General features: G+C 39.2%; 19 protein-coding genes and 1 CRISPR repeat array (1 of these 20 running past the window's edge). Of the genes, 3 read left to right on the forward strand and 16 right to left on the reverse strand.

Translation table 11 applies throughout. From position 1 onward, the window contains the following. Window positions 1-29: 29 nt before the first annotated feature. The 6 genes from DS737_RS09495 to DS737_RS09520 all read right to left on the reverse strand — a co-directional run bounded on the left by DS737_RS09495 (window position 30) and on the right by DS737_RS09520 (window position 5648). Window positions 30-980, reverse strand: a complete 951-nt coding sequence (locus DS737_RS09495) for a siderophore ABC transporter substrate-binding protein (RefSeq protein ID WP_113997389.1) — start codon at window positions 978-980, stop codon at window positions 30-32. A gap of 9 nt (window positions 981-989) precedes the next feature. Then, window positions 990-1754, reverse strand: a complete 765-nt coding sequence (locus DS737_RS09500) for an iron ABC transporter ATP-binding protein (protein ID WP_005081102.1) — start codon at window positions 1752-1754, stop codon at window positions 990-992. Then, window positions 1745-2701 carry an iron chelate uptake ABC transporter family permease subunit gene (locus DS737_RS09505; RefSeq protein WP_005081105.1) on the reverse strand — a complete coding sequence of 319 codons (957 nt, stop codon included), beginning with the start codon at window positions 2699-2701 and terminating at the stop codon, window positions 1745-1747. Before DS737_RS09505 ends, DS737_RS09500 begins: the two co-directional genes overlap by 10 nt. After that, window positions 2694-3647, reverse strand: coding sequence for an ABC transporter permease (locus DS737_RS09510; RefSeq protein WP_113997390.1), 954 nt, complete (start codon window positions 3645-3647; stop codon window positions 2694-2696). Before DS737_RS09510 ends, DS737_RS09505 begins: the two co-directional genes overlap by 8 nt. A gap of 318 nt (window positions 3648-3965) precedes the next feature. Next, complete coding sequence (locus tag DS737_RS09515; protein ID WP_004638651.1) at window positions 3966-4583, reverse strand: LysE family translocator; 618 nt, start codon at window positions 4581-4583, stop codon at window positions 3966-3968. Window positions 4584-4673: 90 nt separating this feature from the next. After that, window positions 4674-5648, reverse strand: coding sequence for an ion transporter (locus DS737_RS09520; protein WP_113997391.1), 975 nt, complete (start codon window positions 5646-5648; stop codon window positions 4674-4676). A gap of 269 nt (window positions 5649-5917) precedes the next feature. Here DS737_RS09520 and DS737_RS09525 point away from each other — a divergent pair, with 269 nt between their 5' ends. Then, window positions 5918-7375, forward strand: coding sequence for a DASS family sodium-coupled anion symporter (locus tag DS737_RS09525; protein ID WP_113997392.1), 1458 nt, complete (start codon window positions 5918-5920; stop codon window positions 7373-7375). 151 nt (window positions 7376-7526) lie between these two features. Here the strand turns inward: DS737_RS09525 and DS737_RS09530 are convergent, their stop codons facing one another. The 5 genes from DS737_RS09530 to DS737_RS09550 form a co-directional block, all read right to left on the reverse strand. Next, window positions 7527-8108 carry a hypothetical protein gene (locus DS737_RS09530; protein ID WP_005081115.1) on the reverse strand — a complete coding sequence of 194 codons (582 nt, stop codon included), beginning with the start codon at window positions 8106-8108 and terminating at the stop codon, window positions 7527-7529. A 116-nt stretch (window positions 8109-8224) separates the two neighbouring features. Continuing rightward, complete coding sequence (locus DS737_RS09535; protein WP_004638647.1) at window positions 8225-10864, reverse strand: bifunctional aconitate hydratase 2/2-methylisocitrate dehydratase; 2640 nt, start codon at window positions 10862-10864, stop codon at window positions 8225-8227. 259 nt (window positions 10865-11123) lie between these two features. Next, window positions 11124-11510, reverse strand: a complete 387-nt coding sequence (locus DS737_RS09540) for a hypothetical protein (RefSeq protein ID WP_004638645.1) — start codon at window positions 11508-11510, stop codon at window positions 11124-11126. 166 nt (window positions 11511-11676) lie between these two features. Continuing rightward, window positions 11677-16185 (reverse strand): translocation/assembly module TamB domain-containing protein, encoded by a 4509-nt coding sequence (locus DS737_RS09545; RefSeq protein WP_113997393.1) that lies wholly within the window; start codon window positions 16183-16185, stop codon window positions 11677-11679. 46 nt (window positions 16186-16231) lie between these two features. Beyond that, entirely contained in the window at window positions 16232-18937 is a 2706-nt protein-coding gene (locus tag DS737_RS09550) for an autotransporter assembly complex protein TamA (protein WP_042874248.1), read from the reverse strand. Window positions 18938-19100: 163 nt separating this feature from the next. Here DS737_RS09550 and DS737_RS09555 point away from each other — a divergent pair, with 163 nt between their 5' ends. Then, a complete protein-coding gene (locus tag DS737_RS09555; protein WP_005081122.1) occupies window positions 19101-20423 on the forward strand; it encodes an MFS transporter in 1323 nt (440 codons plus the stop codon). A 3-nt stretch (window positions 20424-20426) separates the two neighbouring features. Further along, the gene (gene coq7, locus DS737_RS09560; RefSeq protein WP_004638641.1) at window positions 20427-21062 is read left to right on the forward strand and encodes a 2-polyprenyl-3-methyl-6-methoxy-1,4-benzoquinone monooxygenase; all 636 of its coding nucleotides are present in this window, start codon (window positions 20427-20429) and stop codon (window positions 21060-21062) included. A 41-nt stretch (window positions 21063-21103) separates the two neighbouring features. On the opposite strand, the gene DS737_RS09565 is transcribed toward coq7, so the two are convergent. The 5 genes from DS737_RS09565 to DS737_RS09585 all read right to left on the reverse strand — a co-directional run bounded on the left by DS737_RS09565 (window position 21104) and on the right by DS737_RS09585 (window position 24655). Further along, window positions 21104-21655, reverse strand: a complete 552-nt coding sequence (locus DS737_RS09565; RefSeq protein ID WP_113997394.1) for a DUF2799 domain-containing protein — start codon at window positions 21653-21655, stop codon at window positions 21104-21106. Between the two features lie 38 nt (window positions 21656-21693). After that, complete coding sequence (locus DS737_RS09570) at window positions 21694-22128, reverse strand: 2-amino-4-hydroxy-6-hydroxymethyldihydropteridine diphosphokinase (protein WP_004638639.1); 435 nt, start codon at window positions 22126-22128, stop codon at window positions 21694-21696. After that, window positions 22085-22465: a dihydroneopterin aldolase gene (gene folB / locus DS737_RS09575; RefSeq protein ID WP_004638638.1), complete on the reverse strand. Its 381-nt coding sequence runs from the start codon at window positions 22463-22465 to the stop codon at window positions 22085-22087. Before folB ends, DS737_RS09570 begins: the two co-directional genes overlap by 44 nt. Before the next feature lie 105 nt (window positions 22466-22570). Continuing rightward, the gene (locus tag DS737_RS09580; RefSeq protein ID WP_005081125.1) at window positions 22571-23869 is read right to left on the reverse strand and encodes an ABC1 kinase family protein; all 1299 of its coding nucleotides are present in this window, start codon (window positions 23867-23869) and stop codon (window positions 22571-22573) included. A 45-nt stretch (window positions 23870-23914) separates the two neighbouring features. Then, window positions 23915-24655 (reverse strand): HesA/MoeB/ThiF family protein, encoded by a 741-nt coding sequence (locus DS737_RS09585; RefSeq protein ID WP_407641410.1) that lies wholly within the window; start codon window positions 24653-24655, stop codon window positions 23915-23917. Window positions 24656-24945: 290 nt separating this feature from the next. After that, window positions 24946-25161: a CRISPR direct-repeat array (repeat unit 28 nt; unit sequence GTTCACTGCCGCATAGGCAGCTTAGAAA) (it continues 1732 nt past the right edge of the window).

Here is a 25161-nt window from a genome sequence, read left to right on the forward strand (position 1 = left end):
GTGCGCACACCTCGCTATCATGGCTGAAGCTATTTCACAGCATCAGCGACTTCTTTTACCATTGCCTGCATACCACCTAAACCGTTATTCATTAGATACCAATTGCTCGAATCCAAATAAACAATATTGCCATTTTTGGCCGCTTTAGATTGATTGATAATATTATTACTCAATACTCGTTTTGCACCCTCTTGATTACCCGTGATTGCAGCACCACGATCAATTACGAATAAATAGTCTGGGTCTTTCTGGGCAATAAACTCATGTGAAATAGCCATCCCATGTAAGCCCACTTTAATCGAAGCATCTGCAGGGGTAAAACCATATAAATCATGGATATTACCAAACCGCGAACCTGAACCATAGGCTGCAATCTTGCTGTTATTTACCAAGATCACCAATGCAGTTTTACCTTTGGTTTTTTGTTTTAGCGCTGCAATGTCTTGCTCCAAGGTTTTTAATTGCTGTTCTGCCTCAGTTTTTTTGCCGACCATTTCTGCAATATTCAAGGTTTGTTGTTTAAACGAATTAAACTGATCGTTATAATCCACATCTACAAAATAAGTTGGTGCAATTTGTTTAATCTGATTCACTAGGTTTTCCATACGCCCACTCATCAAGATCAACTCAGGCTGACTCCCTGCAATTTTCTCAAGATTTGGCTCTTTGACTGTGCCAACATCCAGATATTGACCATTATTGAAGTTCTTTAGCACGTCAGGCAATGGTGTTCCTTTGGGTAAAGCAACGACTTTATCATCTGCCCCAAGCGTATGAATGGTATTCAATGCATTCGTATCTAATACCGCAATACGAGACAAGTTCGATGGGATCGAAATCTGACCTGCTTTACTGTTAAAACTCTTCATTTCATGACTGTTTGTAGTTCCTTCCTGCGCCGCAGAAGGTTCATTTGAATGACCACATGCAGCCAATACTGCACTCAACATCATGATCGGCAACGTCTTTTTGAACAGCATAACGAACTCCTAACTAATAAAATACAAACCTAATTTGTGTTGCTGAATTTGTTGAATCGGAATATGAAAATCAAAAATCGTTTCTAAAGTGCTTTCATTCATAATCTGCTGCGGATGCCCTTGATAGACCAACTCACCATTTTTCATTGCAATAATGTGATCGGCATACACAGAGGCAAAGTTAATGTCATGAATCACGACAATGATGGATTTGCCATGATTTTCAGCAAGATCTTTCAGCACACGCATAATTTGAGCAGAATGCTTCATATCTAAGTTATTCAACGGCTCATCCAATAAGATATATTCGGTGTCCTGTGCCAGAATCATCGCAATGTAGGCGCGTTGTCGCTGCCCACCAGACAACTCACTTAGCTGACGATGACGCATTGATTGCAAATCCATATAAGCAATTGAACGATCAATAATGTCCTGGTCTTGCTGGGTCAGACGCCCCTGAGAATATGGAAACCTTCCAAATGCCACCAGATCTTCAATACTAAGCCGTAATTCGGTATGATTGGACTGCTTTAAAATCGCCATTTTTTTGGCAATATCCGCACTTTTCATGTCACGTAAATCTTGACCATCCAACAATACCTGTCCCTGATCTGCATCAATCAGACGACTCATAATCGAAAGTACCGTACTTTTACCTGCACCATTAGGTCCAATAAATGCGGTAAATTTTCCTTTGGCAATCGTGACTGAGACTTGATTGACGACGCACTGTTGATGATAGCTTTTTCGTAAATTCTTCAGCTCTATTGCCATTTTTTATTTTCCTTCAATAATATCCAGAAGAAATAAATTCCACCGACAAAGTTAATAATCACGCTCAATGTGGTTTTGAAATTCAGTACATGTAATACGATAAATTGACCGAGCATGAGACAAAGCACACTCACTAAAACAATACCGAGCAGTAAAATATGATGATGATGGGTTTTAAACAGTTCCAACGTAATATTGAGTACCAATAAGCCAAGGAACATCATTGGACCTGCGAGGGCTGTTGCAGATGCTAGTGCCAATACCACGAGGATCAGTAACAAGCGGCTGGTTTTGTCATAGTTCAATCCGAGATTTAACGCGTGATCTCGTCCCAACGCCATCACATTCAATATGTGATAATGTCTAAAACTATAAAAAAGAATCGGGAGAATGGTTAGCAGCGATAGCGCGACCGTTTCCAACTTCACTACATTAAAACTTGCAAAGCCTGCGTATGCAGCGACTTGAAACTCATCAGGATCGAGCAACACCTGAAAAAAGGTGGTCATGTTGTCAAATAAAGTCGAACAAATCAGACCAACCAAGAGTAAGAAATAAATATTTTGTTGCGCTACTTTTTGGAAAATGAAGCGATAAAGTAATAAAGCAAAAGTCACCATTAACAACAAACTGATCAAATAATCAGTCACAAAGTTTAGCGACAACAACGTACTCGCACCAAAGAAATAAATAATCGCAGTTTTAGATAGTTCGTATAATTTATCCAAACCTAAAGCTTGCGGCGTGACTACGCGATTATTCACAATCGTATGAAAAACCAAGGTTGAAACACCAACTGCAACACCTGCAACAACAATTGCAGCGACCGTTCTTAAACGCAGTCCCAGTGCATACTGCCACGCTACCCCGAGATTCCAACCGAGATATAATCCAATGCTGACCAATACAGCAACCGCAAGCACAACCAGCTTCGTCGTATTATGCATATCGATACCTCCTGAGTAATAACCACAGGAAGATCACACTACCGACTACACCCATAATCAGGCTGACCGAAACCTCATAGGGATAAATCACCACTCGACCAAAAACATCACACAGTAAGACCAGCAACGCACCAAGCAGTGCCGTATGTGAAAGCGTCTTGCGAATATGATCGCCTAAATAAAGGCTGACTAGATTTGGTACAATTAAACCGAGAAAAGGAATTGCGCCGACAGTCACAATCACTACACCAGTAATTACTGAGACCAGCAGCAAACCTAAGAAAAGTGTCTGTTTATAGTTCAAACCTAGATTTGTCGCAAAGTCTTCACCCAAGCCGGCCAAGACAAAACGATTGGCAAATAAATAAATCAAGGCGAGAACGGGAATACTTAAATAAATCAATTCATATTGACCATTCAAAATGGTTGAGAAATCGCCTTGCAACCACCCTGCTAAGTTCTGCAACAAATCAAGTTGCAAAGCAATAAAAGTCGTAAATGCAGAAATAATGCTGCCAAAAATCATCCCAACGAGTGGCACAAATACCGTATCTCGGTGCTTTAAAGTGGCAAGAATACTCATAAATGTCATCGCACCAATCAGCGTGACAATAATCGCAAATCCAGTTTTGGCAAAAATAGAAGCACTTGGAAGCAAAATAATCGAAATTAAAACGCCCAGCCGTGCACAGTCATATAAACCCGCTGTGGTTGGTGAAACAAAGCGATTTCGACTTAATGACTGCATAATTAAACCGCAGACACTTAACCCAGCACCTGCAACAACAATCGCCATCAGGCGTGGTAATCGACTCGTCCAAAAGAGTTGCCAATCTTGTGGATTTCCTGCAATCAATCCTTCAAGACTCATATCCCCTACACCAACAAACAAGGAAATCAAAGCCAAAGGTATGAGTAAAACCAGTAAATAGCGCCGTTTAATCATGGCGGGAGAATTTCATTTAATAAACAACCTTAAAAAATGCTTAAAAATTACAATAAACATCAAATAAGAAAGTATCATAAATGATAATTATTATTGTTATCTTTTTTTAATATTTGCTAAACCTGCTTATAACAACTTTAAGTTATATTAAATATTATTTTCATTCATTGTGTAGCTGAAAATATTAGGCTGGGACAGAGTAAGCTTCCTTACTCTTTGATAAGTCCAGTCAAATGACTAAAACTTATCAACAAAGCAAGGTGTTTTTAGGTTATACGCAAGAAAGTATGGGTAATGCTATGACAACATTTAATATCTTTAGGGGATAAAAAATTTAACTGAATCTTTAATCGGAACGATAACGGATGCGACCAATAACAACGCCATCACTGTATTAAACAATTGAACTTTCCTCGGATGATTTACAATCATTTTCAACTTTTCGCCCATATACGCCCACACCCCAACACTTGGAATACTCACCAATCCGAAGATCACACCGATAAAAACGAATTCTACCAATCGACTATTTGCTGAGCTATAAGTCGTAATTGCTCCCATTGCCATAATCCATGCTTTCGGATTGACCCATTGGAATAAAGCAGCGCCCATAAAACTTAATGGCTTATCAACTTTGGTATCGGTTTTAATACTACCCGCTCGATAGATTTTATAGGCTAAATACAATAAGTAGCTAATCCCTATGATTTTTAGAATTTCATAAAGCAAAGGCGAAGAACCTAGTGCCGCACCAATCCCGTAACCGACTAGAATTACCATGACACCAAAGCCAAAACCAATTCCTAAAATATGAGGAATACTTCGCTTTAAGCCAAAGTTCAAGCCAGAAGCAGCCAACATAATATTGTTTGGGCCAGGTGTAATTGAAGTAACGGTTGAATACACAATAAAAGAGAAAAAAGTAAGTAAACTCATATAGAAAAATAATTCATTTGTTCAAATTTTCACTTACTATAACAGTTAACTCTCTCAACTTTTTATTGATTATTACAATAAAATTGATATTTACTCAGATAATTTTTCACCACAATGTGGACAAAAACTTTTTGGTTTATGCTGAGTAGCCTGCTCTTGATCTTCTAAAATTTTTTCCTTCACCAATTGCATAATAATTTCATGAGTTTGCTCTTTAGGTAATCCTACTTTTAAACGAATATTTTCAATCTCACGTTGATCATGTAACAAGTCAATTCCCCTTGCTTGTAAAGCTTCGCGAAATTCTTGTTCTAGCTTTTGATTGCGTAAGTTTAATTCATTAGCCAAGCCTGAAGCCAAAATACCTGCTGGAAGTGCTGCAATCCCGACCCCTAAAATAGTGATCATCGCCCCTAAAAACTTACCCATGTTAGTCACTGGTGTTACATCACCGTAGCCGACTGTGGTTAACGTCACCACCGCCCACCACATGGCCTTTGGTATCGAACTAAACTCTTCTGGTTGAGCTTGATTCTCAACCACATAAATACCAGATGCCGTCATTACAATCATGATAATTAAGATAAAAATAACAGCCTGAAAAGAACCTTTTTCTCGATGAATCACGCGTAATAATATCTGCAACGATACGAAATAGCGCGTCAATTTGAGCAATCGTAATAAGCGTAAAATTCTGAGAACACGTAAGTCGATATTGACAAAGAAATTGAGATACGCAGGAAGAATTGCAAGCAAGTCGATAATTGCTCCACCACTTTTCATCCAAGCAAAGCGTTGCTGCCATGCTGGTGACTGTGGATCTTTTTCGGCAATACTCCATACCCTCAACAGATACTCAACCGAAAAAATAACGATCGAAATATTCTCAAATGTTTCAAATAACATCTGATTTGGATAAAAAATAGAGTCGATTGATTCCAGCATGACTGCCATAGCATTTGCCACAATCAAAAATATAAGAAAGTAGTTAACGCCTCGGCTAAACGTAGTTTGATAGTCATCATCATGCAGTGTGCAATACACAAAACGTCTTAGTTGTGTCATACCGTACTTATAGTTTTATCAAGCAAGTTCAAAATGTAGCATGTTAGATCAGAATTTAATAAAAATTTCTATCACTCTTGCTGTATTACCAGCGATCTAAAATAAATATGGTGATTGAATGAACGATATCACAAGCAATCAACAAAATACTCTTTGAATTACCGATCTCTAGTCATCGATAATTATGACTTAACGGTTATTTCTTTAAAGATTCATTCATAAAGAACTATAAATTTGATTAAACCCATGACAACAAGGGGAAACAACACATGGGATTCAAAACTCTCCCTACTTTTATCGCTATATCTATTGCTCTCATTATTTGGTTCGTTATTCCTGTGCCAAGCGGTGTCGAACCTGAAGCGTGGCATTTATTGGCTATGTTTGTTGGTGTTATTGCCGCCATCATTGGCAAGGCAATGCCAATCGGTGCAATCGCTATTATTGCTATTACCTTAGTTGCAGTGACAGGTGTCACCAATGATAGTCCAAGTGGTGCGATTCAAGATGCGCTTAGCAGCTTTGGTAATCCATTGATTTGGTTGATTGGTATTTCCATCATGATTTCTAAAGGGTTACAAAAAACAGGATTGGGCGCACGCTTAGGCTATTTATTTATCGCCGTTTGGGGCAAGAAAACCATTGGTATTGGTTATAGCATGGTGCTTTCCGAACTAATTCTTGCACCTGTGACCCCAAGTAATACCGCACGTGGTGGCGGGATTATTCACCCGATTGTACGTGCAATTTCTACCAGTTATGACTCTGATCCTGCCAAAGGCACTGAAGGTCGTATGGGTAAATTTCTATCTCTGGTCAATTACCAAGCGAACCCAATTACCTCCGCGATGTTTATTACCGCAACCGCACCGAACCCATTGGTCGTTGATCTCGTGGCAAAGGCAACCAACAGTGAAATTTCATTGAGTTGGAGTACATGGGCATTGGCGATGTTATTACCGGGTTTAATTGCGTTAATCATCATGCCATTGATCATGTATTGGATGTACCCACCTGAAGTTAAAGAAACACCGAATGCTGCTCAGTTTGCAAAAGATAAATTAACAGAAATGGGTTCAGTCAGTCGAAATGAAATCATTATGCTCGGCGTATTCGGTATCTTGCTGCTGTTATGGGCTGGTATTCCAGCTATGCTCTTTGGTTCTGCTTGGGCAGTTGATCCAACCACAACAGCCTTTATTGGTTTAGGCCTGCTGCTGATCACTGGTGTACTGACTTGGGAAGATATTCTGACGCAAAAAAGTGCATGGGATACGATCACTTGGTTCGCCGCTTTGGTGATGATGGCGACTTATTTGAATAAACTTGGTTTGATCGCTTGGTTCTCAGGTGTACTCGAAAATAGTATTGGCTCTCTAGGTTTAAGCTGGATGCCTGCATGCTTGTTATTGATGCTTGCTTATCTATATGCTCATTATATGTTTGCTAGTACCACGGCACATATCACTGCCATGTTTGCAGCTTTTTATACGGCTGGACTCGCATTGGGTGCGCCACCGATGTTGTTTGCCTTAATGATGGCCGCTGCTTCGAGTATCATGATGACCTTGACCCATTATGCAACGGGTACATCGCCTGTGGTGTTTGGCTCAGGCTACACCACACTGGGTGAATGGTGGAAAGCTGGCTTTGTCATGAGTGTGGTCAATATCATCATCTTTGTGGTGATTGGCGGACTTTGGTGGAAAGTGTTGGGTTATTGGTAATTTAAAATTGAGGAACATTCTATGCGAATAGGAATGTTCCTCTCTAACTTAAAATAAGGATTCTTCCCTATAAGCTTACAACATTCATCGTAAGAGAATTCATTTTTATTCAATAAAACAAAATCATGTGTAAATGCCATAAACAACTACCTTACTCTGAATAATAATTTTCTCGATTAACTAAATCGTTCCATTGCTTATGACTATAAATTTTAAGATTTTCTAGCTGAGTTCCTACCAACAAAAAACGATCATCCCATGTAAGAACCTCCCTATCATCTTCTAGTTTTCTTTCTGAAAACTTTGGAAAAAAATTAGCATCAAAATCCATTATACCTATTTCAAGTAGATGCTTTACCTCTCTAGGATTTTCAGGAAGAGAATGAAATACAGGCATAATTTCTATTAATTTGCAGGCAATTTGATGTGGCTCAGAATAAAAATCATCCAAATACCATTTCTGATCAGCACCTTTCCATATATATGCATCTGAACCATTTTGCTCGATTAACAATGTCTCAGTAACAGCATTCGGATCTTGATACCAAACGATAAATTCTAAACTTTTAGTAGGAATAATTGAAAACGTTGGAGGTTTTAGATACGGATACGCTTTTAATATCTTAGAAAATAATTGTTGGATTGAGATTTTTAACTCCTCAAGATTTTGCTCTTTATAAAAAATATTTTCTAACTCAAGGATATTGTCTTTTAAATTTAAGATGCTTTTCATTTTATAAAAAATAAGGGCTGAATCTTCAGCCCTTATTTTAGCTTTCTGCTCAAACAAAGCATAGCTTTGTTTTTGCGCTAGGGAAAAGCCTTTCGGCTTTTCTTAATCCTAGCTCATTAAGTCAATTGAGCAGCTTGGATTTTCTTAGTATCAACTTGATCAGCTTCTTTTGTATATTCGCTCATCTTGTCGAAGTTTAAGTATTTGTAGATGTCAGCAGAAGCGCTGTCGATTTGCGACGCGTACTGTTGATATTCTTCTGGGCTTGGTAATTTACCAAGAACAGCAGCTACAGATGCAAGCTCAGCAGAAGCTAAGTAAACGTTTGCACCTTGACCTAAACGGTTCGGGAAGTTACGAGTAGAAGTTGATACACATGTTGTGTTCGGTGCTACACGTGCTTGGTTACCCATACACAATGAACAGCCCGGCATCTCTGTACGCGCACCAGCACGACCATAGATGTTGTACATGCCTTCTTCCATCAATTGATGCTCGTCCATACGCGTTGGTGGAGCCAACCATAAACGAGTAGACAATGAACCGCTTGGTACTTTATCTAACAATTGACCCGCTGCACGGAAGTGACCGATGTTCGTCATACAAGAACCGATGAATACTTCATCAATTTTGTCACCTTGAACGTCAGAAAGAAGTTTTGCATCATCTGGATCGTTCGGGCAGCAAAGAATAGGTTCTTTGATATCAGCAAGATCGATTTCATATACTTTCGTATATTCAGCATCAGCATCAGCTTTTAACAAGCTTGGGTTATCTAACCACTTCTGCATGTTTTCAGCACGACGAGCAAGTGTACGAGCATCGCCATAACCTTCAGCGATCATCCACTTCAACATGGTGATGTTAGAACGTAGGTATTCAGCAACTTTCTCTTCAGAAAGCGTGATAGAACAACCAGCAGCAGAACGTTCAGCAGATGCATCAGAAAGTTCGAATGCTTGCTCAACAGTCAAGTCATTTTCCATTTCTGTTAAATCGATCTCAAGGATACGACCAGAGAAGATGTTTTTCTTACCTTTCTTCTCTACAGTTAAGTCACCAGCTTGAATCGCGTAGTAAGGAATCGCATGTACAAGGTCACGTAAAGTGATACCAGGCTGCATTTTACCTTTGAACTTAACAAGTACAGACTCAGGCATATCCAGTGGCATAACACCAGTAGCTGCTGCGAATGCTACAAGACCTGAACCCGCTGGGAATGAAATACCAATTGGGAAACGAGTATGTGAGTCACCACCAGTACCTACTGTATCTGGAAGTAACATACGGTTTAACCAAGAGTGGATAATACCGTCACCAGGACGTAAAGATACACCACCACGGTTCATGATGAAGTCAGGTAATGTATGGTGAGTTGTTACGTCAACTGGTTTTGGATACGCAGCTGTGTGACAGAAAGACTGCATCACTAAATCAGATGAGAAGCCCAAGCACGCTAAGTCTTTTAACTCGTCACGAGTCATAGGACCAGTTGTATCTTGAGAACCAACAGTCGTCATCTTAGGTTCACAGTAAGTTCCTGGACGGATACCTTGACCTTCAGGAAGACCACATGCACGACCTACCATCTTCTGAGCTTGAGTGAAGCCTTTGCCAGTGTCAGCAGGTTGTACTGGCGTACGGAATAAAGTAGAAGGCTCAAGACCTAATTCTTCACGCGCTTTCGCAGTCAAACCACGACCAATGATCAAGTTAATACGACCACCAGCACGTACTTCGTCTAGAAGTACAGGTGTTTTAAGTTCAGATTCAGCGATTTGAGCACCGTCTTTGAACGCTGTAACTTTTGCTGCAGTGTGATCAATTTTCAATACAACTTCGTCGCCCATGTTCATGTTGGCAACGTCGATTTCTACAGGTAATGCACCTGCATCTTCCATTGTGTTGAAGAAAATTGGAGCGATCTTAGAACCTAAGCACACACCACCATCTTTTTTGTTTGGAATGTGTGGAAGTTCGTCACCGAAGAACCAAAGTACAGAGTTAGTTGCAGATTTACGAGAAGAACCTGTACCAACAACGTCACCCACGTAAGCAACTTGGTTGCCTTTCGCGATCAATTCTTTGATTTGGCTTAATGGACCAACTTCACCTGGTTTTTCAGGATTGATACCATCACGTTCGTTTTTCAACATTGCGTTAGCGTGTAACGGAATATCTGGACGGCTCCAAGCATCCTGCGCTGGAGACAAGTCATCAGTATTAGTCTCACCTGTTACTTTGAACACAGTGATTTTGATTTCTTCTGGAACGTCTGGACGGCTTGTGAACCATTCAGCATCAGCCCATGATTGTAATACTGCTTTTGCATTTACATTGCCAGCTTTTGCTTTATCAGCAACATCATGGAAGGCATCAAATACAAGAAGTGTTTTCTTCAACGCTTCAGCAGCTAATTCTGCAAGTTCAGCATTGTCTAAAAGTTCAACTAGCGGTGCTACGTTATAACCACCAAGCATCGTACCAAGTAAGTATACGGCACGCTCTTTAGTTACAAGTGGAGAGGTCGCTTCGCCTTTTGCAATCGCAGCTAAGAAAGCAGCTTTTACATAAGCAGCTTGGTCAACACCAGCTGGAACACGGTTTTCAAGCAAGTCAACTAAATATGCTTCTTCACCTGCTGGTGGGTTTTTTAATAATGCGACTAGTTCAGCAGTTTGAGCATCATCAAGTGGCTTCGGTGGGACTCCGAGTGCGGCACGTTCTTCAACGTGTTGGCGGTAAGCTTCTAGCACAGTGTTATTCCTCTTCTTTAAAAAATTACTTGTAAGTTCCAGCTTTCTACAAGCTTTACAAGTAATGTGGACAGCAAAATTTTACTAGACTTCGCAATAAAAGTTAATGCAACTGCCGTATATCTACGTGATGACCATTATTTTATAGCGAAATGTTGCACCCTTTTAAATACCGCTTTGGTATTAGATCAAAGTCCAGTAAAACAATAAATTAGACCCATAAAAAAAGACAACTGGTGTTGTCTTTTCGGTGAACACATTAAAATGATTTATAGTTTGGAAGCTCATCGTGTGGTGTCGCTAAACACTGCTCTGTGAACTTTTGCTTCATTTCATCACGAATTGCGCTCGGATCAGACTTCAATTGATCAACTGGTATCTCATACACTTCATCTATGATCTGCAAGATGAATTTATGAATGGTTTTATCTTCAATTTTTCCCGCATGTTCTATTGCTTGCTGTTTCTCAATTGCATTTTGACGATCTAATGTAATTGAACGCGCGGCATTACCTACACTAACACAAAAACCATGCCATTTCTCTTCTGGCGTTAATGGCTTTTTGTCTGCACATCCAACCAAGACCAAACCTATTGCAATCAACAAAACTTTTTTCATCATCATACTGCGGTTAATTTGATGCACACATCATACTCAAAGCGAGTTATTTTGCAAAATGAACGATTTAAAATATCGCTCATGGTAATAAAAACATACAAATTACTAGGGCATATTTACGTTTCACAAATGCTTGTGAAAGTCTCTAATATAAAAAACCTGCTTTATTGACTAAAACAGGTTTTTATTAAAGTTAGAATCGCCAATTGTAGAAAACGTCAATTGCTCGCTCTAATGATTGACTCGCTTCCAAATATAAACGGCGATTCATCTGGTAACGTAATGTCAATTTATTCACAGGTGTGAAGACACCAACACCATAACGAATAAACAGATCAGGTGTGATGTAGCCTGTTAAACTCACCTGTGTATCATCACCTGTTCCTTGAGCATCAAGTGCTAAACCACTTAATCCAAAAGTTCGCCCAATCTGATTGGTTAATGCACGTGTACCACCCAAGCCCATACTAATACCTGCCGCAGCAATCGTATTATTAACATCAGATTTAAATCCTTCGGTATTACTTAAACCACTACCACCTTCATTAATGCGACCCGTTAATAAAGCATTGAGTGCTTCTTGTTCAGATAAACCTGCATCATTATAAATTTGCACGTTTGGTACAGTCGCTGTACCAGCGACACGCACCCCCACCATACTGCCTTGCACTGACTTATTGGCATCGATATCAAGTGTCGGGTTTGCAAGTGGTCCGTTAAAACGTGCAATCGCGCGATTCAGATCTAGGCTTTGACCATAGGCTTCAATTTTAACTTTCTGACTGACACCTATTGCACCATTGGCACGCATAGCCGTTTCTAAACCACGTTGTGACAAATGTAATCGGCCCACCAAAGGAATGTTACTTTCAAAACCTTGGAAAATAACTTGATTCCCCAACGTGACTGTCATGTCCGCTCGAATATCCCACGGTTTTGCTGCTCTTAGGGTCGCAAGTAAATCTTGACCTTGATGCACCACACGCACATCTGGAGAGACATTGACCACAGTCGCCGAGCTTTCAGGCATTGATATACGTGCACGAGGTACATCAATCGTTCCTCTTAAACTCAAACGCTGATCAAATGGGTAAACATCTAAGCTCAAGTCAGGTTGCACAATCGCAGTGATCATTGGTGCTTGACGAACCAACAAATTATCGCCTTTTAAGGTTAAAGATAAATGAGGATTATCTTTCCAATCAAAGCGACCTTTTATTCGCCCTACACCTTGACCACTATTAAATGCTCCATCAATACTTGCAGTATCTTGTCGGATGGATGAATAAAGCTGCATATTGGTGAGATTGACAGGAAGCGAAATCATACTAATCGCCCCATTCTTCAAACGCATTTCACCTGTAAATTGAGGCTGTGTTAGTGTGCCGTTGATTTTTCCAGCCAATGCTAAAGTTCCAGCCATCGAACGTACATCTTTGATAAACGGTTTAAAGACTTTAAGCTGGACATCATCAAAAGCAATCTCCCCACGCATCGGCATACCCGTTTGGAATGGATCAATTACTACATTGGCATAGCCCGTACCAATATCAGGAGTTTTCATATCCACACGGAATAACAGACCGTCACTGATACTTTTAGCAATCAGGCTTAACTCATCATACGTTACTGTCGTTGCTGGATCTTGAGGGTCTTCGGCTGCTAACCCAATTTCACCTTTGCGCGTTACTAAACGTGAATCTAACTTAGGTCGAGTGCCTTTTGCCCATGATGCTTTTGCATAACCATTCAACTGACCTGTAACTGCAATACCTTCTGGCATAAATGCCGCAAAGTCTTTTAAATCAAGATCCTTGGTAATAAATGAAAAATTGCCTTTTTCTGGACTAATTCTGGCAGGTTGATCTAAACATAATTGACTCTCAGCACTTTGCCAACAATGTTGCCCAACATATAATTCTGTCCGTGCGGTAGTGTATATCACAGGTGTATTTTGATTTTGTACCAAACTCACACGACGTGAACTAAATTTACCTTTTTGGATTTGTCCAAGCCAATCATTATTCTGATTAAAGCCACCCGCGAGCTGAACATAGAAATTAGTACGTGCATTTTTTGTTTCAAGTTTTAATAAATGCGCTCTGCGTGTGCCTGTTAAATTCAGGGTCGCATTTTCTAACTCTCGTTTACCGCTTCGCAACTGGTCTATAGTTGCGGTTAACTGTGTTGGTGTTGTTTCAGAAGTCGGCAACTGACCTTGAATACGCAAAGATTTAACGCTCGCCAAATCATTAAAAGCGAAACCATCGACTACAAGATTTGCAGTTGCGCTCAAACGTGGTTGGGACTGAACATTTAAGCTGCCGTAAGCACGCCCGCGCAATCCTGGATATAATTCATATAAAGCAGGAGCATTCACTTTAAAGCGTAAGCTTTGCGCATTACCCGTCGCTTGCAACTGATTCTGACCATAAGCAAAAAATAAATCATTAGCTTCAAATTGTTGTGGTAAGAAACCTGTTTGATTCGAATCCAGTAATAAAGACAAGTTACCACGACCACGTACCGGTCTATTGTTTAAAAAACCTGCCGCATTGAGCTGACGAATATCAATACGTTTAACTTTATCAGACCAAACACCTTGAGTTTTAACATGTCCCGAGACTTCACCTTTTAAACTTGAAACAAAGTACTGCGGTTTAAAACGAACGAGAGATGTCTCTATATTCCAGCCTATCTTATCTTGTAAATCAACCGTGCCTGTAGCAAACAGCTTTCCAGCTACACCATCATGCTTTAATTCATTGATCTTTATATTAGTTGGTGTACCTGCGATATTAATTTTTAGTAAACCATTCCCTTGATTTAAAGCATTTAAAGAACCATCGTAATCAACTGCGAAACTCTTAAAACCACCGCCAGCTTGAACATCATCAAACATCAATGCGGTAGTTGCCTTGCCTTGCAATACGACTGTTTCTTTTTGATTTGCTTGAGCCAACTGCCCTTGCAAATCAATCCGTTCAAATTGAATAATTTGCTGATTTGGTTTGGCAAAACCAGAAGCAAGTATTTCACCATTTAATAGATTGACAGGTGCAGCCAGAGCAACCGTTTGTGGATTAAAATCTTTGGCTTTAAGTTGAGCTTGCCAAGCCAACTGCTGTTTATCTGTTGGAAGCTTAACCTTTGCCTGACCATCTAGACGACCTTTCTCAGCAACATAACTAAAGTTTTCAACATTGAGTAGGCTACCTTTTAAATCAATATGCGCATCGTATTTACCAGCGGGTAAAAGCCCTTGTTCATGTGGACGTACCGTAGTCGCTACATAGATATCTTGTTGATCATCTTTTAAAGTGATATTGGTATGCCCTTCAGCACTACTTAACCACCCGATATAAGGAACTGCACGATCTATACCTTGCCAAGCAACATCTAATAGCATCGGTTCGGGTTGATTATTTTTCTGCTCAGCTTGATTCAATTTTACTTGCCATGTTTCGTATTTATCAAAGGCAAGTTGCGCATTGACTGACATACCATTTTTCAACATACCTGTTGAACTAATGTTTGCATCCAAACTTGGTGGCAGAAAGTCTTGCGCGATCTGTGGCAAAGTTTCATCTTTTGCATTTAAGCGATCTAAACGTCCTTTTAAGTCCCATGAGACATGATCTTTCCAATTGACTAGACCCTTCAAACTGACAGAACCACCCATCAACTGACCATTGAAGTCCTGAATGTTGAGTTGATCCGTCAAATCCGTTTCCATCAGCGCATTATATTTACCCTCAGGAATCTGTTCGCCTTTCAAATCAGTATCTAAACTCAAAACGAGTTTTTCTATATTTCCTTTGAATCTTGCAATACCATCTTTCGCAAAAAGTTTCTGTTCTTTTAAAATTGGCAAATGATAATTTCTAAAAAACAATTCACCTTGCATCGGCACTTGATCCCGCACCGGATGAAGCACAGCCCACCCAGTGAGCAAATCTGGAGTCAGTGTCGCTACACCAGCTCTCAAAGTGTCTAGGCTACCTGTCGCTACCACTTTAATTGTTTCAATATCAATACTATTTAGTGCAGGAATTATCAGGTCCGCTTTAGCATTTAATGGATACTTGCCACTAAAATCAATTTGACCAGTTGCATCTTTAACTGCCAAATACCCCATATCCATACGGGAATCTTTAAATTTAAGTTTAGTCTCTGACCAAAGTGCATCTTTTAGATATATATCATCAAAATTGATTTTTGCAGTCGCAGTTAGAATTTCCAAATGATCTAAGGATGCCTCATCAATACGCAAAATAAATGGCAGCTTAATCGGGTCAAATCCAAAGGGTTCACCAGATGGTGGTTTCTTGTTAATAATTTTGAGATTGGCTACATCAGCATGACTTAAATGTATTTCTTTCTTTAAAATTGCTCTCCAACCTAAAGAAACATCGGCACGATCTAAGGAAACATCAACTGCCTCTAACTGCACTAAAACATTTTTGAGAATAATGCCTCTTAATAAATTACCGCTTTCATACTCATAATGAATGATTTTTTGGGTTTGCAAAACACGATCTAAGAGGAAACGACTTCCTTTATCGGTTGACATCATCACAAGTAAAGAGCTGACCAATAACAGAAGGATGATCAACACCATCAGCAAAATACTCCGAAGAATACGCCGTTCCCGTTTTGGACCTGTTGAAGGTGTCTGTTGCTGCTCTACTTCTTCCGTCATAATTAACCCGAAATCATTTCCCCAGTAAAAGGGCTATTAAAAAATTTTAAAGTTGCGGTCCGATAAAGAAATGCAATCGAATCGGACGATTATCATTTGAGATTCCAGATGCCACATCTAAACGAATAGGTCCAATTGGTGACCTCCAACGGATACCAACCCCCACACTATATTCAGTCGGGTTACTAAATTGTTTATCAAAAGCATTACCAAAATCAGAGAAAACTGCAGCGCGCCAACCATCTTTAAATTGATAGTTATACTCTAAAGAACCAACACCCAGTGCTTGCCCCCCGATCTTATAGCCATCTTCTTCTGGTGATAAACTCTTATAATCGAATCCACGAAGTGATTGGTCACCACCTGTAAAGAAGCGCAAATTATATGGAACCTTATCAAAGTCATCAGTGAAGATATAACTTGCGTCCCCACGCCCTACAAATTGGTGATTGTCATTTTCGCCCAATGAATAAATAAATCGCCAGCCCGCAGTCAAAATCGCCATATTGGCATCTGAAAGAATCGATTCAGTTCCCAATTCCACCTTATAGGTCTGTTTAAAGCCTTTAGTTGGGTTTAAACGAGTATTAGAATTGGTTTTAGAAATCTCGTAACCGAGTAATAAAGACTCTTGTTCAGAGTTTGTACCCGCTGCCCTAAAAGCATCAGGTAGTTCTGAAACATCAACATCACCTTTTCCTGTGAGGCGATCTAAACGATAACGTAGACCAAAAGTATGTTGCCAATCCCCTAGTGGATTTTTAATTACCCGCTCACCACCAACAACCGCAGACTCAACTAATAATTCAACATTTGGTCCAATATTGTCACGGGTTTCGCGCTCATAACCACCAACAAGGTTAAAATAATCATTAAGCGGATGCTTATAAGGGATGCTATAGCGACCATCAATGGATTGACGGATTTCAGAAACTTCAATATTGGCATCAAAAGAATGCCCATGTTTATTTACAAAAGCACGGCGATACTGACTACGAATACGTGCGCCTGTATCAGTACCATAACCGACCCCTGTCTCAATCGTATTGAGACGATCCGCATTAAGTGTTACAACCACAGGGATCTTCTTTTCAAGCCGAGCTTGTTCTTCTAACGCTTGACGCTCTGTCTCATCATTTTGAATATTTGGCATGGATCGCGCTAAGGAATAAGCAGGTGTTGGCTCACTGCCAGAGAATTGTGACTCATCAACTACATCTTGGGTCACTTCTTCAGCAGAGACAACTTGCTGCCGCGCGATATCTGCTTTTTGTTGAGCACTAAATAACTGAGACTGTTCAACCCGTTGTTGATCAACCAAAGCCTGTAAATCAGGTGGTAAATCTAAAGGCGGTTGAATTGCATCAGGCTTAATAGTATCAACAAGTGTGTAGTTAAAATAACGCGTATTGGTTAAGTTATTTGCCAATACATTGACACGCCAGAATGCGTAATCATCACCATCTTTCCATGGAGCAAGACTATCCAGCACTTTTTGAGTAAGCGGTAAAGGCTTGCTTGGATCACTCATTTTATACTCAACAGCTTTTAGCTTATAACGCTCACCTGTGTCGTATTTTAAGTTAATTTCTGCGGTCTTTTCAGGTTGACTGATTTTAACGTCATGTAATCGCCAATAAGCATCAAAATATCCATTGTCTGAAGCTGCATTGGTAATTTTGGTTTTAGTCGCCTCATATTTACCGTGATTAAAAATATCACCTTCATCTTGTTCTGGAATTAAACGAATAACTTGAAATTGAGGTGCGTTTTCACCCTCACCTGTAAATTCAATATTCTGTTTATCAATCTTGACTGGTTCATTTGGTTCAACCGTCACTTTCACCCGACTATCACTCAGCTTTTCAAAGCTAAAGCGTGCATCATAATAACCAACTGCTTGTGCAGCCTGATTTGTCAATGAACGAAGCTGTGGTAAAGCAACATTGAAATCTTCAAATGCTTCTTGGGTAAAGCTTGAAAGTTTTGCTTTGATATTGGTCGCTAACGCCGGTGGAGCGCCTGATACATCAGCACTGATACGAGGAACTCTTTCCGCGCCGAGTAAATTTTCAGGTCTAAAGCGATTGACTATACGTTTAAAAAAGCCAGCTTTTTCTTCTACTTGCTCTGTCTTTGGTTGTAGCTCAGCTAGAGTTCTTCCTGATTCATTTGCCTCAACAATAATCTGGCTATCCGCTTGGATCTCTTGCATTAATCGATCAATATTCACTGGTGGGTTACTGATCTCTGTTAATTCAGATTGTGTTGCTTCATTTACTACAAGCTCAGGATTTTTAGCTACATTCTCTCGATAAGCCAATGCATCATTTTTGGCTTCTTCAGCAATTTGAAAAATCTCGTTCGCCATATTCTGATCTACAGCGATCACAGGAAGATGCTCTAAATTTTCATCTAATTGTATTGGTTTCAGCGTATCAATTTGACTTGGGGCTTCTTCTTGTTGTTTAAGTGCAGCAACACTATCTTGCGCAGGATTGTAATATTCTGAAGATAAATTAAATGTTTCATAAGGAATTTCAGGTGAAGGAATCGACTTCACTTGATCTTTCATTCGTTCTATTGTTGAATTTTCAGCCACAACAACAGCTTCTTCGTCGGCATAAGCTACTGATATACAATAGCTAATCAAAAAACCACTACAAATAAGTTTAGGAAAGCTCTGCATTTTAAATATTAAATGCATAGAATGAACCAATGTTGACTGTTTAAACTTAGATTTAGATGGCATGTAGGTCTCTAAACGTACTTTTTTGATTTATCGTTTCTGATCGATGAAAACAACCTCAAATTGTTGATTTTCATCCAATCAAACATTAAAAGTATCATACATGTATTTCTCAGTCTTTTTACAGATCGTCACATTTTTTTATAAATCATAATGAAGTGAACACATGATGAAACAAGATGAACAGTTAATGACATCACGTCGGTTTGCCCCAATGTTTTTCACTCAATTTTTTGGTGCGTTAAACGATAATGTTTATAAACAAGCGCTCCTTTTGGTGATTACATATGGCTGGATTCAACAACAAAGTGCAGCAGTCAGTACACTCAATAATTTAGCCGCGTTACTGTTCATTTTGCCCTATTTCTTTTTCTCCGCCACAGCAGGTCAAGTTGCTGATAAATATGAAAGATCCCAACTCGTCCGCTTTCTAAAGCTACTTGAAATCGTCATCATGATGATCGGTACAGCTGGCTTTCTATTGGGTAATTTATGGCTATTATTATTTGCTTTATTTTTAATGGGGACACACTCAACTTGTTTTGGTCCAATTAAATATGCAATTTTACCAGAAATTCTAAAACCTCAAGAACTCATGTCTGGAAATGCGCTTTTTCAGTCGGGTACATCGATTGCAATTTTGTTTGGTATGATCCTTGGTGGAGCTGTTATTGCTTCCTCCGCAGGTAACTTATTGTGGATTAGTATTACAGTTTTAATTATTGCATGCTTAGGCTATTTAGCAAGTCGCTTTATTCTCCCGCAAAAAGTTGCTGCCCCTGATTTAAAGATAGATTGGAACTTTTTCCGTACTAGTTTTCAAACCATCAAATATGCCAAAAGTATTCCTATTGTTTTCACCGTTTTATTAGGAAATTCTTGGTATTGGTTCTATGGCGCAACTTATCTCACTCAAATCCCACAGCTTACACAACAAAATCTACATGCCTCTGAAAATGTAGTGAGCTTATTACTCACCTTTTTCTCTGTTGGAATCGGGATTGGGTCTTTATTGTGCCGACGCATCGGTGGCTCTGAAATTAATATTAAAATGGTCCCTTATGGTGCTATCGGTTTAACCGTATTTGCTTTTTACTTAGCAGCAAGTTTAACTTTTGTACCAGAACGCACTGGTGAGCTGCTCAGTTTAGGTGACGTATTTTCTGAAGGTGCTGTTTATTATCATGTTATGCTGGCTGTTACACTATTAGGTATTAGCGGTGGATTTTACATCGTGCCTTTATATGCCATGATGCAGGCTTATTCACCTCGCTCTCATCGCGCACGCGTTGTCGCTGCTAATAATATATTAAATGCTGTATTTATGGTCTCTTCAGCAATTTTCTCAATTTTAATCTTAAGCATTTTGAAAATTGATATTAAAATCTTATTTAGCATTACTGCTGTTCTCAGTGCCATTTTTTCATTTTGGTTATTAACACGCCTGAAGCCATTACTGAAAAATGCACCTACTACATTAGAGGATTAATCTATGCGTCACTACACAGGTCTGGATCAATTGATCAATTCATTTGACCAAGCATTACGCAGTTTAGTTCCAGGGGCAACAACTTCTCAGCGCAGCAATCCAGCAAACGATGAAGCCTCACAACTTTGTGTCAGTGATGCTCGCCATGTTGCAGGTTTAATGCGTGTCAATCATAGTGGTGAAGTATGCGCACAAGCGCTTTATCATGGTCAAGCACTCACCGCTAAATTGCCGCATGTCCGTGAAGAAATGCAACAAGCAGCCGTTGAAGAACAAGACCATCTCGCTTGGTGTGAAGATCGTTTGAAAGAATTAGACAGCCATACCAGTGTATTAAATCCAATTTGGTACGGTTTATCTTATGGTATGGGTGCAATTGCAGGCATCGCAGGTGATAAATATAGTTTGGGCTTCGTAGCTGAAACTGAACGCCAAGTAAGTCAACACTTGCAAGAGCATCTTCAACAATTACCTGAACAAGATCAACGCTCGCGTAAGATCCTTGAGCAAATGAATGAAGATGAACTACACCATCGGGATACTGCATTAAAAGCAGGTGGTGTGGATTTGCCTGTACCAGTGCGCATTACCATGACAGCTATTTCTAAGCTAATGACTAAAACCAGTTATTACATCTAAAAACAATGGCGTTATATAAAGATATAACGCCATCTTATCAATCACGGCAAACCGTGTTCTGCTTTAAAACGCTCTAAATTTCGAACCGCATCCTGATAACGGAACTGTACACGATTACGATTTGATCGTAGATCAGATAAACGTTTCTTATATTCATCTCGATCTTTAGCAGATAGGTCTTTACGTTCCAACTCTCGCAAATAATGACTCACATCACTCTGTGAACGATTAAACTCCGAATTTGCTTGATAATATTCGTGTGCGACTTGATAGTAAGGACGTAATGTCTCACGCTTTTCTATCGAACAAACTCGATAATCACCACGCCCTTCTAAGGCTTCATTGAAAATGGATTCAGGTCTACAGTAATATCCCAATCCTTTTTGATAGCCTTTTTCGTATAAAGCTTGGTTCGGAACCACATCGGCTTTCTGACAAGAAGAATAATATTTATCTAAACGAGATTCATATCCAGCTGAGCCATCTTTTTCACCGACACTCAACCAGTTTGCTGTTTTGCATTGCTCAACACTCATTGCCGTACAGCCAGATAGCAAAACCGCCATAATAGAAATGGAAACAAGAGTTTTCATCACGTTATTCCTGTTGTTATCATTTAATTTTAAATAAATTAAAGCGTTATAATCGGATATTTTCTGTTTTGATCATATTGTAATATCTGATTTGGCCACAACTCATACAAAGGAATCTTTACATCTAAAGCAAGCGGTAGTTTTTTAGGATTAAATTGCATCTGATCTAAACTTTCGCCCCACGCAATCACATCGATATCCAAACTAATATGATGCGATGGACGGACACGCCCAGATTGTTGTTCCAATTTTTTTAATATATCAACAATTTCATCAACACTTAAATGGCTTTTTAATAAACATGCCGAATTCCAATAATCAGCACCCACCCCATCACGACAAGGGATTTCATAAATTGAAGAAAACTCAACTGTTCCTAAACTCATAATTTGAGCGTAAGCAAAATTGAAATTTTCTAATTGTTGAACATTACTCGCCAGCGCGAGCGCAAAAATCGTTTCTGTTGCGATCAAGGCGAATTCCTACTGCATTTGCTTGTGCAATGATGGCTGGTTTACGGATTGTAATGCTAATAGAATCAATTGAAGGAAACGTATTAAACAAGACCTCTAGTACCAACTGAGCAGCATGCTCAATCAGTTTAGGTTTTGCATCTTGAATCACTTGCGCAGCAATCTCACAAATCTGAGCATAGTTAAGAGTATCTTCTAACTCATCTGATCGAGCTGCTTGTGACAGATCATTATGAATAGTGAGATCAAGCATTAACGGTTGAATAATTTGGCGTTCCCAGTTGAAACAACCAATCACAGTATCAACCTTTAAACCTTCAATAATAATGGCATCCATCACTTAACATCTCATCTATTTAAACCATTACTAATTTTGAGTAAATGAAATCCCCCTTATAAAAAAGGGGGATAAAACAACAATTATCACTTTACGTTGAAATTTTTAGTGCTTTAACAACGAAGCAGGTTCGATATTGTGAACCATTTTCAAACGCTGGTCAGCATAAATATCGGTATATGGTGCAAGAACACGCATGAAACGATCAAAATATAACATTTGCTTGAATAATAACGCGAAGTCACGAGGAAATTTGATGCCATGACGTTCACCAACAGCCACCATATCCATCATAATATCATTCAAATCTGCTGGATTTGAGCTTAAAATTTCCTGTGGATCAGCTAATAAAACACCACTAAATAGTCTCTCTAAATCTGCTGCAAGCACTTGGGTATCAATCTTCTGATTGGTCATCCCCATTTTAAGCATGTTTTCAGCCATGGCAATGTAATTGGTATGCTGTAAGGCATCCATAAACGCCATACAAGCAGTCCACACTTCTGGATTTAATTGACCGACAATACCGAAATCAATAAAACCAACACGACCATCTTCAAGCAACATCAAATTGCCTGCATGTAAGTCCGCATGGAAACTTTTACACAACATCAGACTACCAAACCATGTATTCATTGCAGTGATTAATACTTGTGTTGGGTCTTTTGCATACTGTTTTACCACATCAAAATCTGTCAATGGCACACCATATAAACGCTGCATGGTTAGAACACGGCGTGTAGAGAATTGGTGATAAACTTTTGGTGCTGTCGCAGCTTGATTGCCCGAAATATTCAGATATTGCACAAAATCATCTAAATTTTGTGCTTCTTCAATAAAATCAACTTCACGCACCATACGTGTTTTGATCTCATCCACAATTTCAGATAAAGATGCAAATTTGATTTTTGGTACAGCTTTTTCTAGAAGTTTGGTTGCCCAGTGCACCACATTTAAATCGGTATATAAAATGGTTTCAACACCTGGTTTTTGTACTTTTAAAACTACATCTTCGCCTGTAACCAATTTGGCAGCATGAACTTGGGCAATCGAAGCTGAAGCTAATGGGTTCTCATCAATAAAACTAAAAATCGAGTTTAAATCTTTCCCCTCAAACTCCTCAGCCAATACCTGCTGAATATAGCTAAATGGTAAAGTTGGAGTTTGATCTAAACATCCTTGAAACTCTTGAACGTACTCACGTGGAAATAAAGACGGCGTACTCGCAATAAACTGTCCTAATTTAATATAGGTTGAACCTAATGATTCAAAAGTTTCTCGCATTAATTTTGCATTACTAGGCTTCTCAGTTGCATATTTAACACCTGCTTGTGCTGCAACAATCACTGTTTCACCTATACGTGCAACAGATCGTAATCCATCAACTAAAATATTTCTTTTCATAATCTTTCATTGCCTCGAAGATGGCATTAGTTTAGCAAAATTTATTCAATTTACCGACGCACTTGCCTGACAAACTGGACAATTTACATCTTTTTCAAACTGCAAAATACGTTGTGTTAGATTCAGACCATTCCAAAGCAACAATTTTTGCTTGAGCGGCGTTAAGCCTAAACCCAAAAACAACAATGTGTGATGTGCTTGTAATGACGCTATCATTACAGGCGTTGTTGCAAGCACCCCAGATTCAGCACAACGTAGACCTTCATTGGTCTGATTTTCTTTAGGAAACAAACATTCATAACATGCTGAATCAGATTCAACCATAAACATTTGGCCTTCGAAACCGATTGCTGAAGCACTAATCAAAGGTACTTGATGAGTTTTACACACAGCATTGACGAGATAACGCGTCGTAAAATTATCACAACCATCTAACACTACATCTTGATGCTGTACCAATTCATCAGCATTCGTTTCGTCGAATCGTGTATTTTGATAGCTGACTTGTATATGTGGGTTAATCTCATGTAGGTGTTTCGCCAAAGTTTCTGCTTTGTATTGCCCAAGATCATTTGAGGTAAATGCGATTTGTCTTTGTAGATTACTCATCTCAATTGTATCTGCATCCACGATCGTTATTTTGCCTACACCTGCACGAGCAAGTAACTCTGCACTCGTACAGCCGATCCCTCCAGCACCAACAATCAGCACATTTGCCAATTTTAATTTTTCTTGTGCTTCAATATCCCAACCATCTAATAAAATCTGACGACTATATAAATGCATTTCGTCATCAGTTAATTCAAAAGTATGTTCTAGATGATCAGACACGTTCCATGATCTCAAAATCGGCTTAACGAATGCTGATTTTAAGTGGCTAATCTCATTTAGCAAAGCATTTAATGCTTGCTGCATCATTTATTTTGACAAATCAACGGATTTACCCCAATATTTTTATTACTCTTTAACAGCTTAATAAAATCAATACCTTATGAATCAGCATAAAAACTTTGGGTGTTGAAGTATTTTTCAACCCAAGCTAATGTTTTTTCTTAATTTATTTATGCTATTTTATTGTTCACTGCCGCATAGGCAGCTTAGAAATATCAAAGTGCTTGCAAAACACTCAAATCCTCGTTCACTGCCGCATAGGCAGCTTAGAAAAACAAGTGATTTATACGTTGCTTGCTGTTGTGGTTCACTGCCGCATAGGCAGCTTAGAAAACCACAAGATGCTTTAAAGGCTTGTATGCGATGTTCACTGCCGCATAGGCAGCTTAGAAAGTTCGGGT

It is taken from the genome of Acinetobacter haemolyticus (assembly GCF_003323815.1).
In the GTDB taxonomy this organism is placed as follows: Bacteria; Pseudomonadota; Gammaproteobacteria; order Pseudomonadales; family Moraxellaceae; genus Acinetobacter; species Acinetobacter haemolyticus.

Coding starts and splice junctions, on each gene's coding strand:
- DS737_RS09495 (WP_113997389.1), bottom strand. CDS start 980: ATGCTGTTCAAAAAGACGTTGCCGATCATGATGTTGAGTGCAGTATTG.
- DS737_RS09500 (WP_005081102.1), bottom strand. CDS start 1,754: ATGGCAATAGAGCTGAAGAATTTACGAAAAAGCTATCATCAACAGTGC.
- DS737_RS09505 (WP_005081105.1), bottom strand. CDS start 2,701: ATGCATAATACGACGAAGCTGGTTGTGCTTGCGGTTGCTGTATTGGTC.
- DS737_RS09510 (WP_113997390.1), bottom strand. CDS start 3,647: ATGATTAAACGGCGCTATTTACTGGTTTTACTCATACCTTTGGCTTTG.
- DS737_RS09515 (WP_004638651.1), bottom strand. CDS start 4,583: ATGAGTTTACTTACTTTTTTCTCTTTTATTGTGTATTCAACCGTTACT.
- DS737_RS09520 (WP_113997391.1), bottom strand. CDS start 5,648: ATGACACAACTAAGACGTTTTGTGTATTGCACACTGCATGATGATGAC.
- DS737_RS09525 (WP_113997392.1), top strand. CDS start 5,918: ATGGGATTCAAAACTCTCCCTACTTTTATCGCTATATCTATTGCTCTC.
- DS737_RS09530 (WP_005081115.1), bottom strand. CDS start 8,108: ATGAAAAGCATCTTAAATTTAAAAGACAATATCCTTGAGTTAGAAAAT.
- DS737_RS09545 (WP_113997393.1), bottom strand. CDS start 16,185: ATGACGGAAGAAGTAGAGCAGCAACAGACACCTTCAACAGGTCCAAAA.
- DS737_RS09550 (WP_042874248.1), bottom strand. CDS start 18,937: ATGCCATCTAAATCTAAGTTTAAACAGTCAACATTGGTTCATTCTATG.
- DS737_RS09555 (WP_005081122.1), top strand. CDS start 19,101: ATGATGAAACAAGATGAACAGTTAATGACATCACGTCGGTTTGCCCCA.
- coq7 (WP_004638641.1), top strand. CDS start 20,427: ATGCGTCACTACACAGGTCTGGATCAATTGATCAATTCATTTGACCAA.
- DS737_RS09565 (WP_113997394.1), bottom strand. CDS start 21,655: ATGAAAACTCTTGTTTCCATTTCTATTATGGCGGTTTTGCTATCTGGC.
- folB (WP_004638638.1), bottom strand. CDS start 22,465: ATGGATGCCATTATTATTGAAGGTTTAAAGGTTGATACTGTGATTGGT.
- DS737_RS09580 (WP_005081125.1), bottom strand. CDS start 23,869: ATGAAAAGAAATATTTTAGTTGATGGATTACGATCTGTTGCACGTATA.
- DS737_RS09585 (WP_407641410.1), bottom strand. CDS start 24,655: ATGCATTTATATAGTCGTCAGATTTTATTAGATGGTTGGGATATTGAA.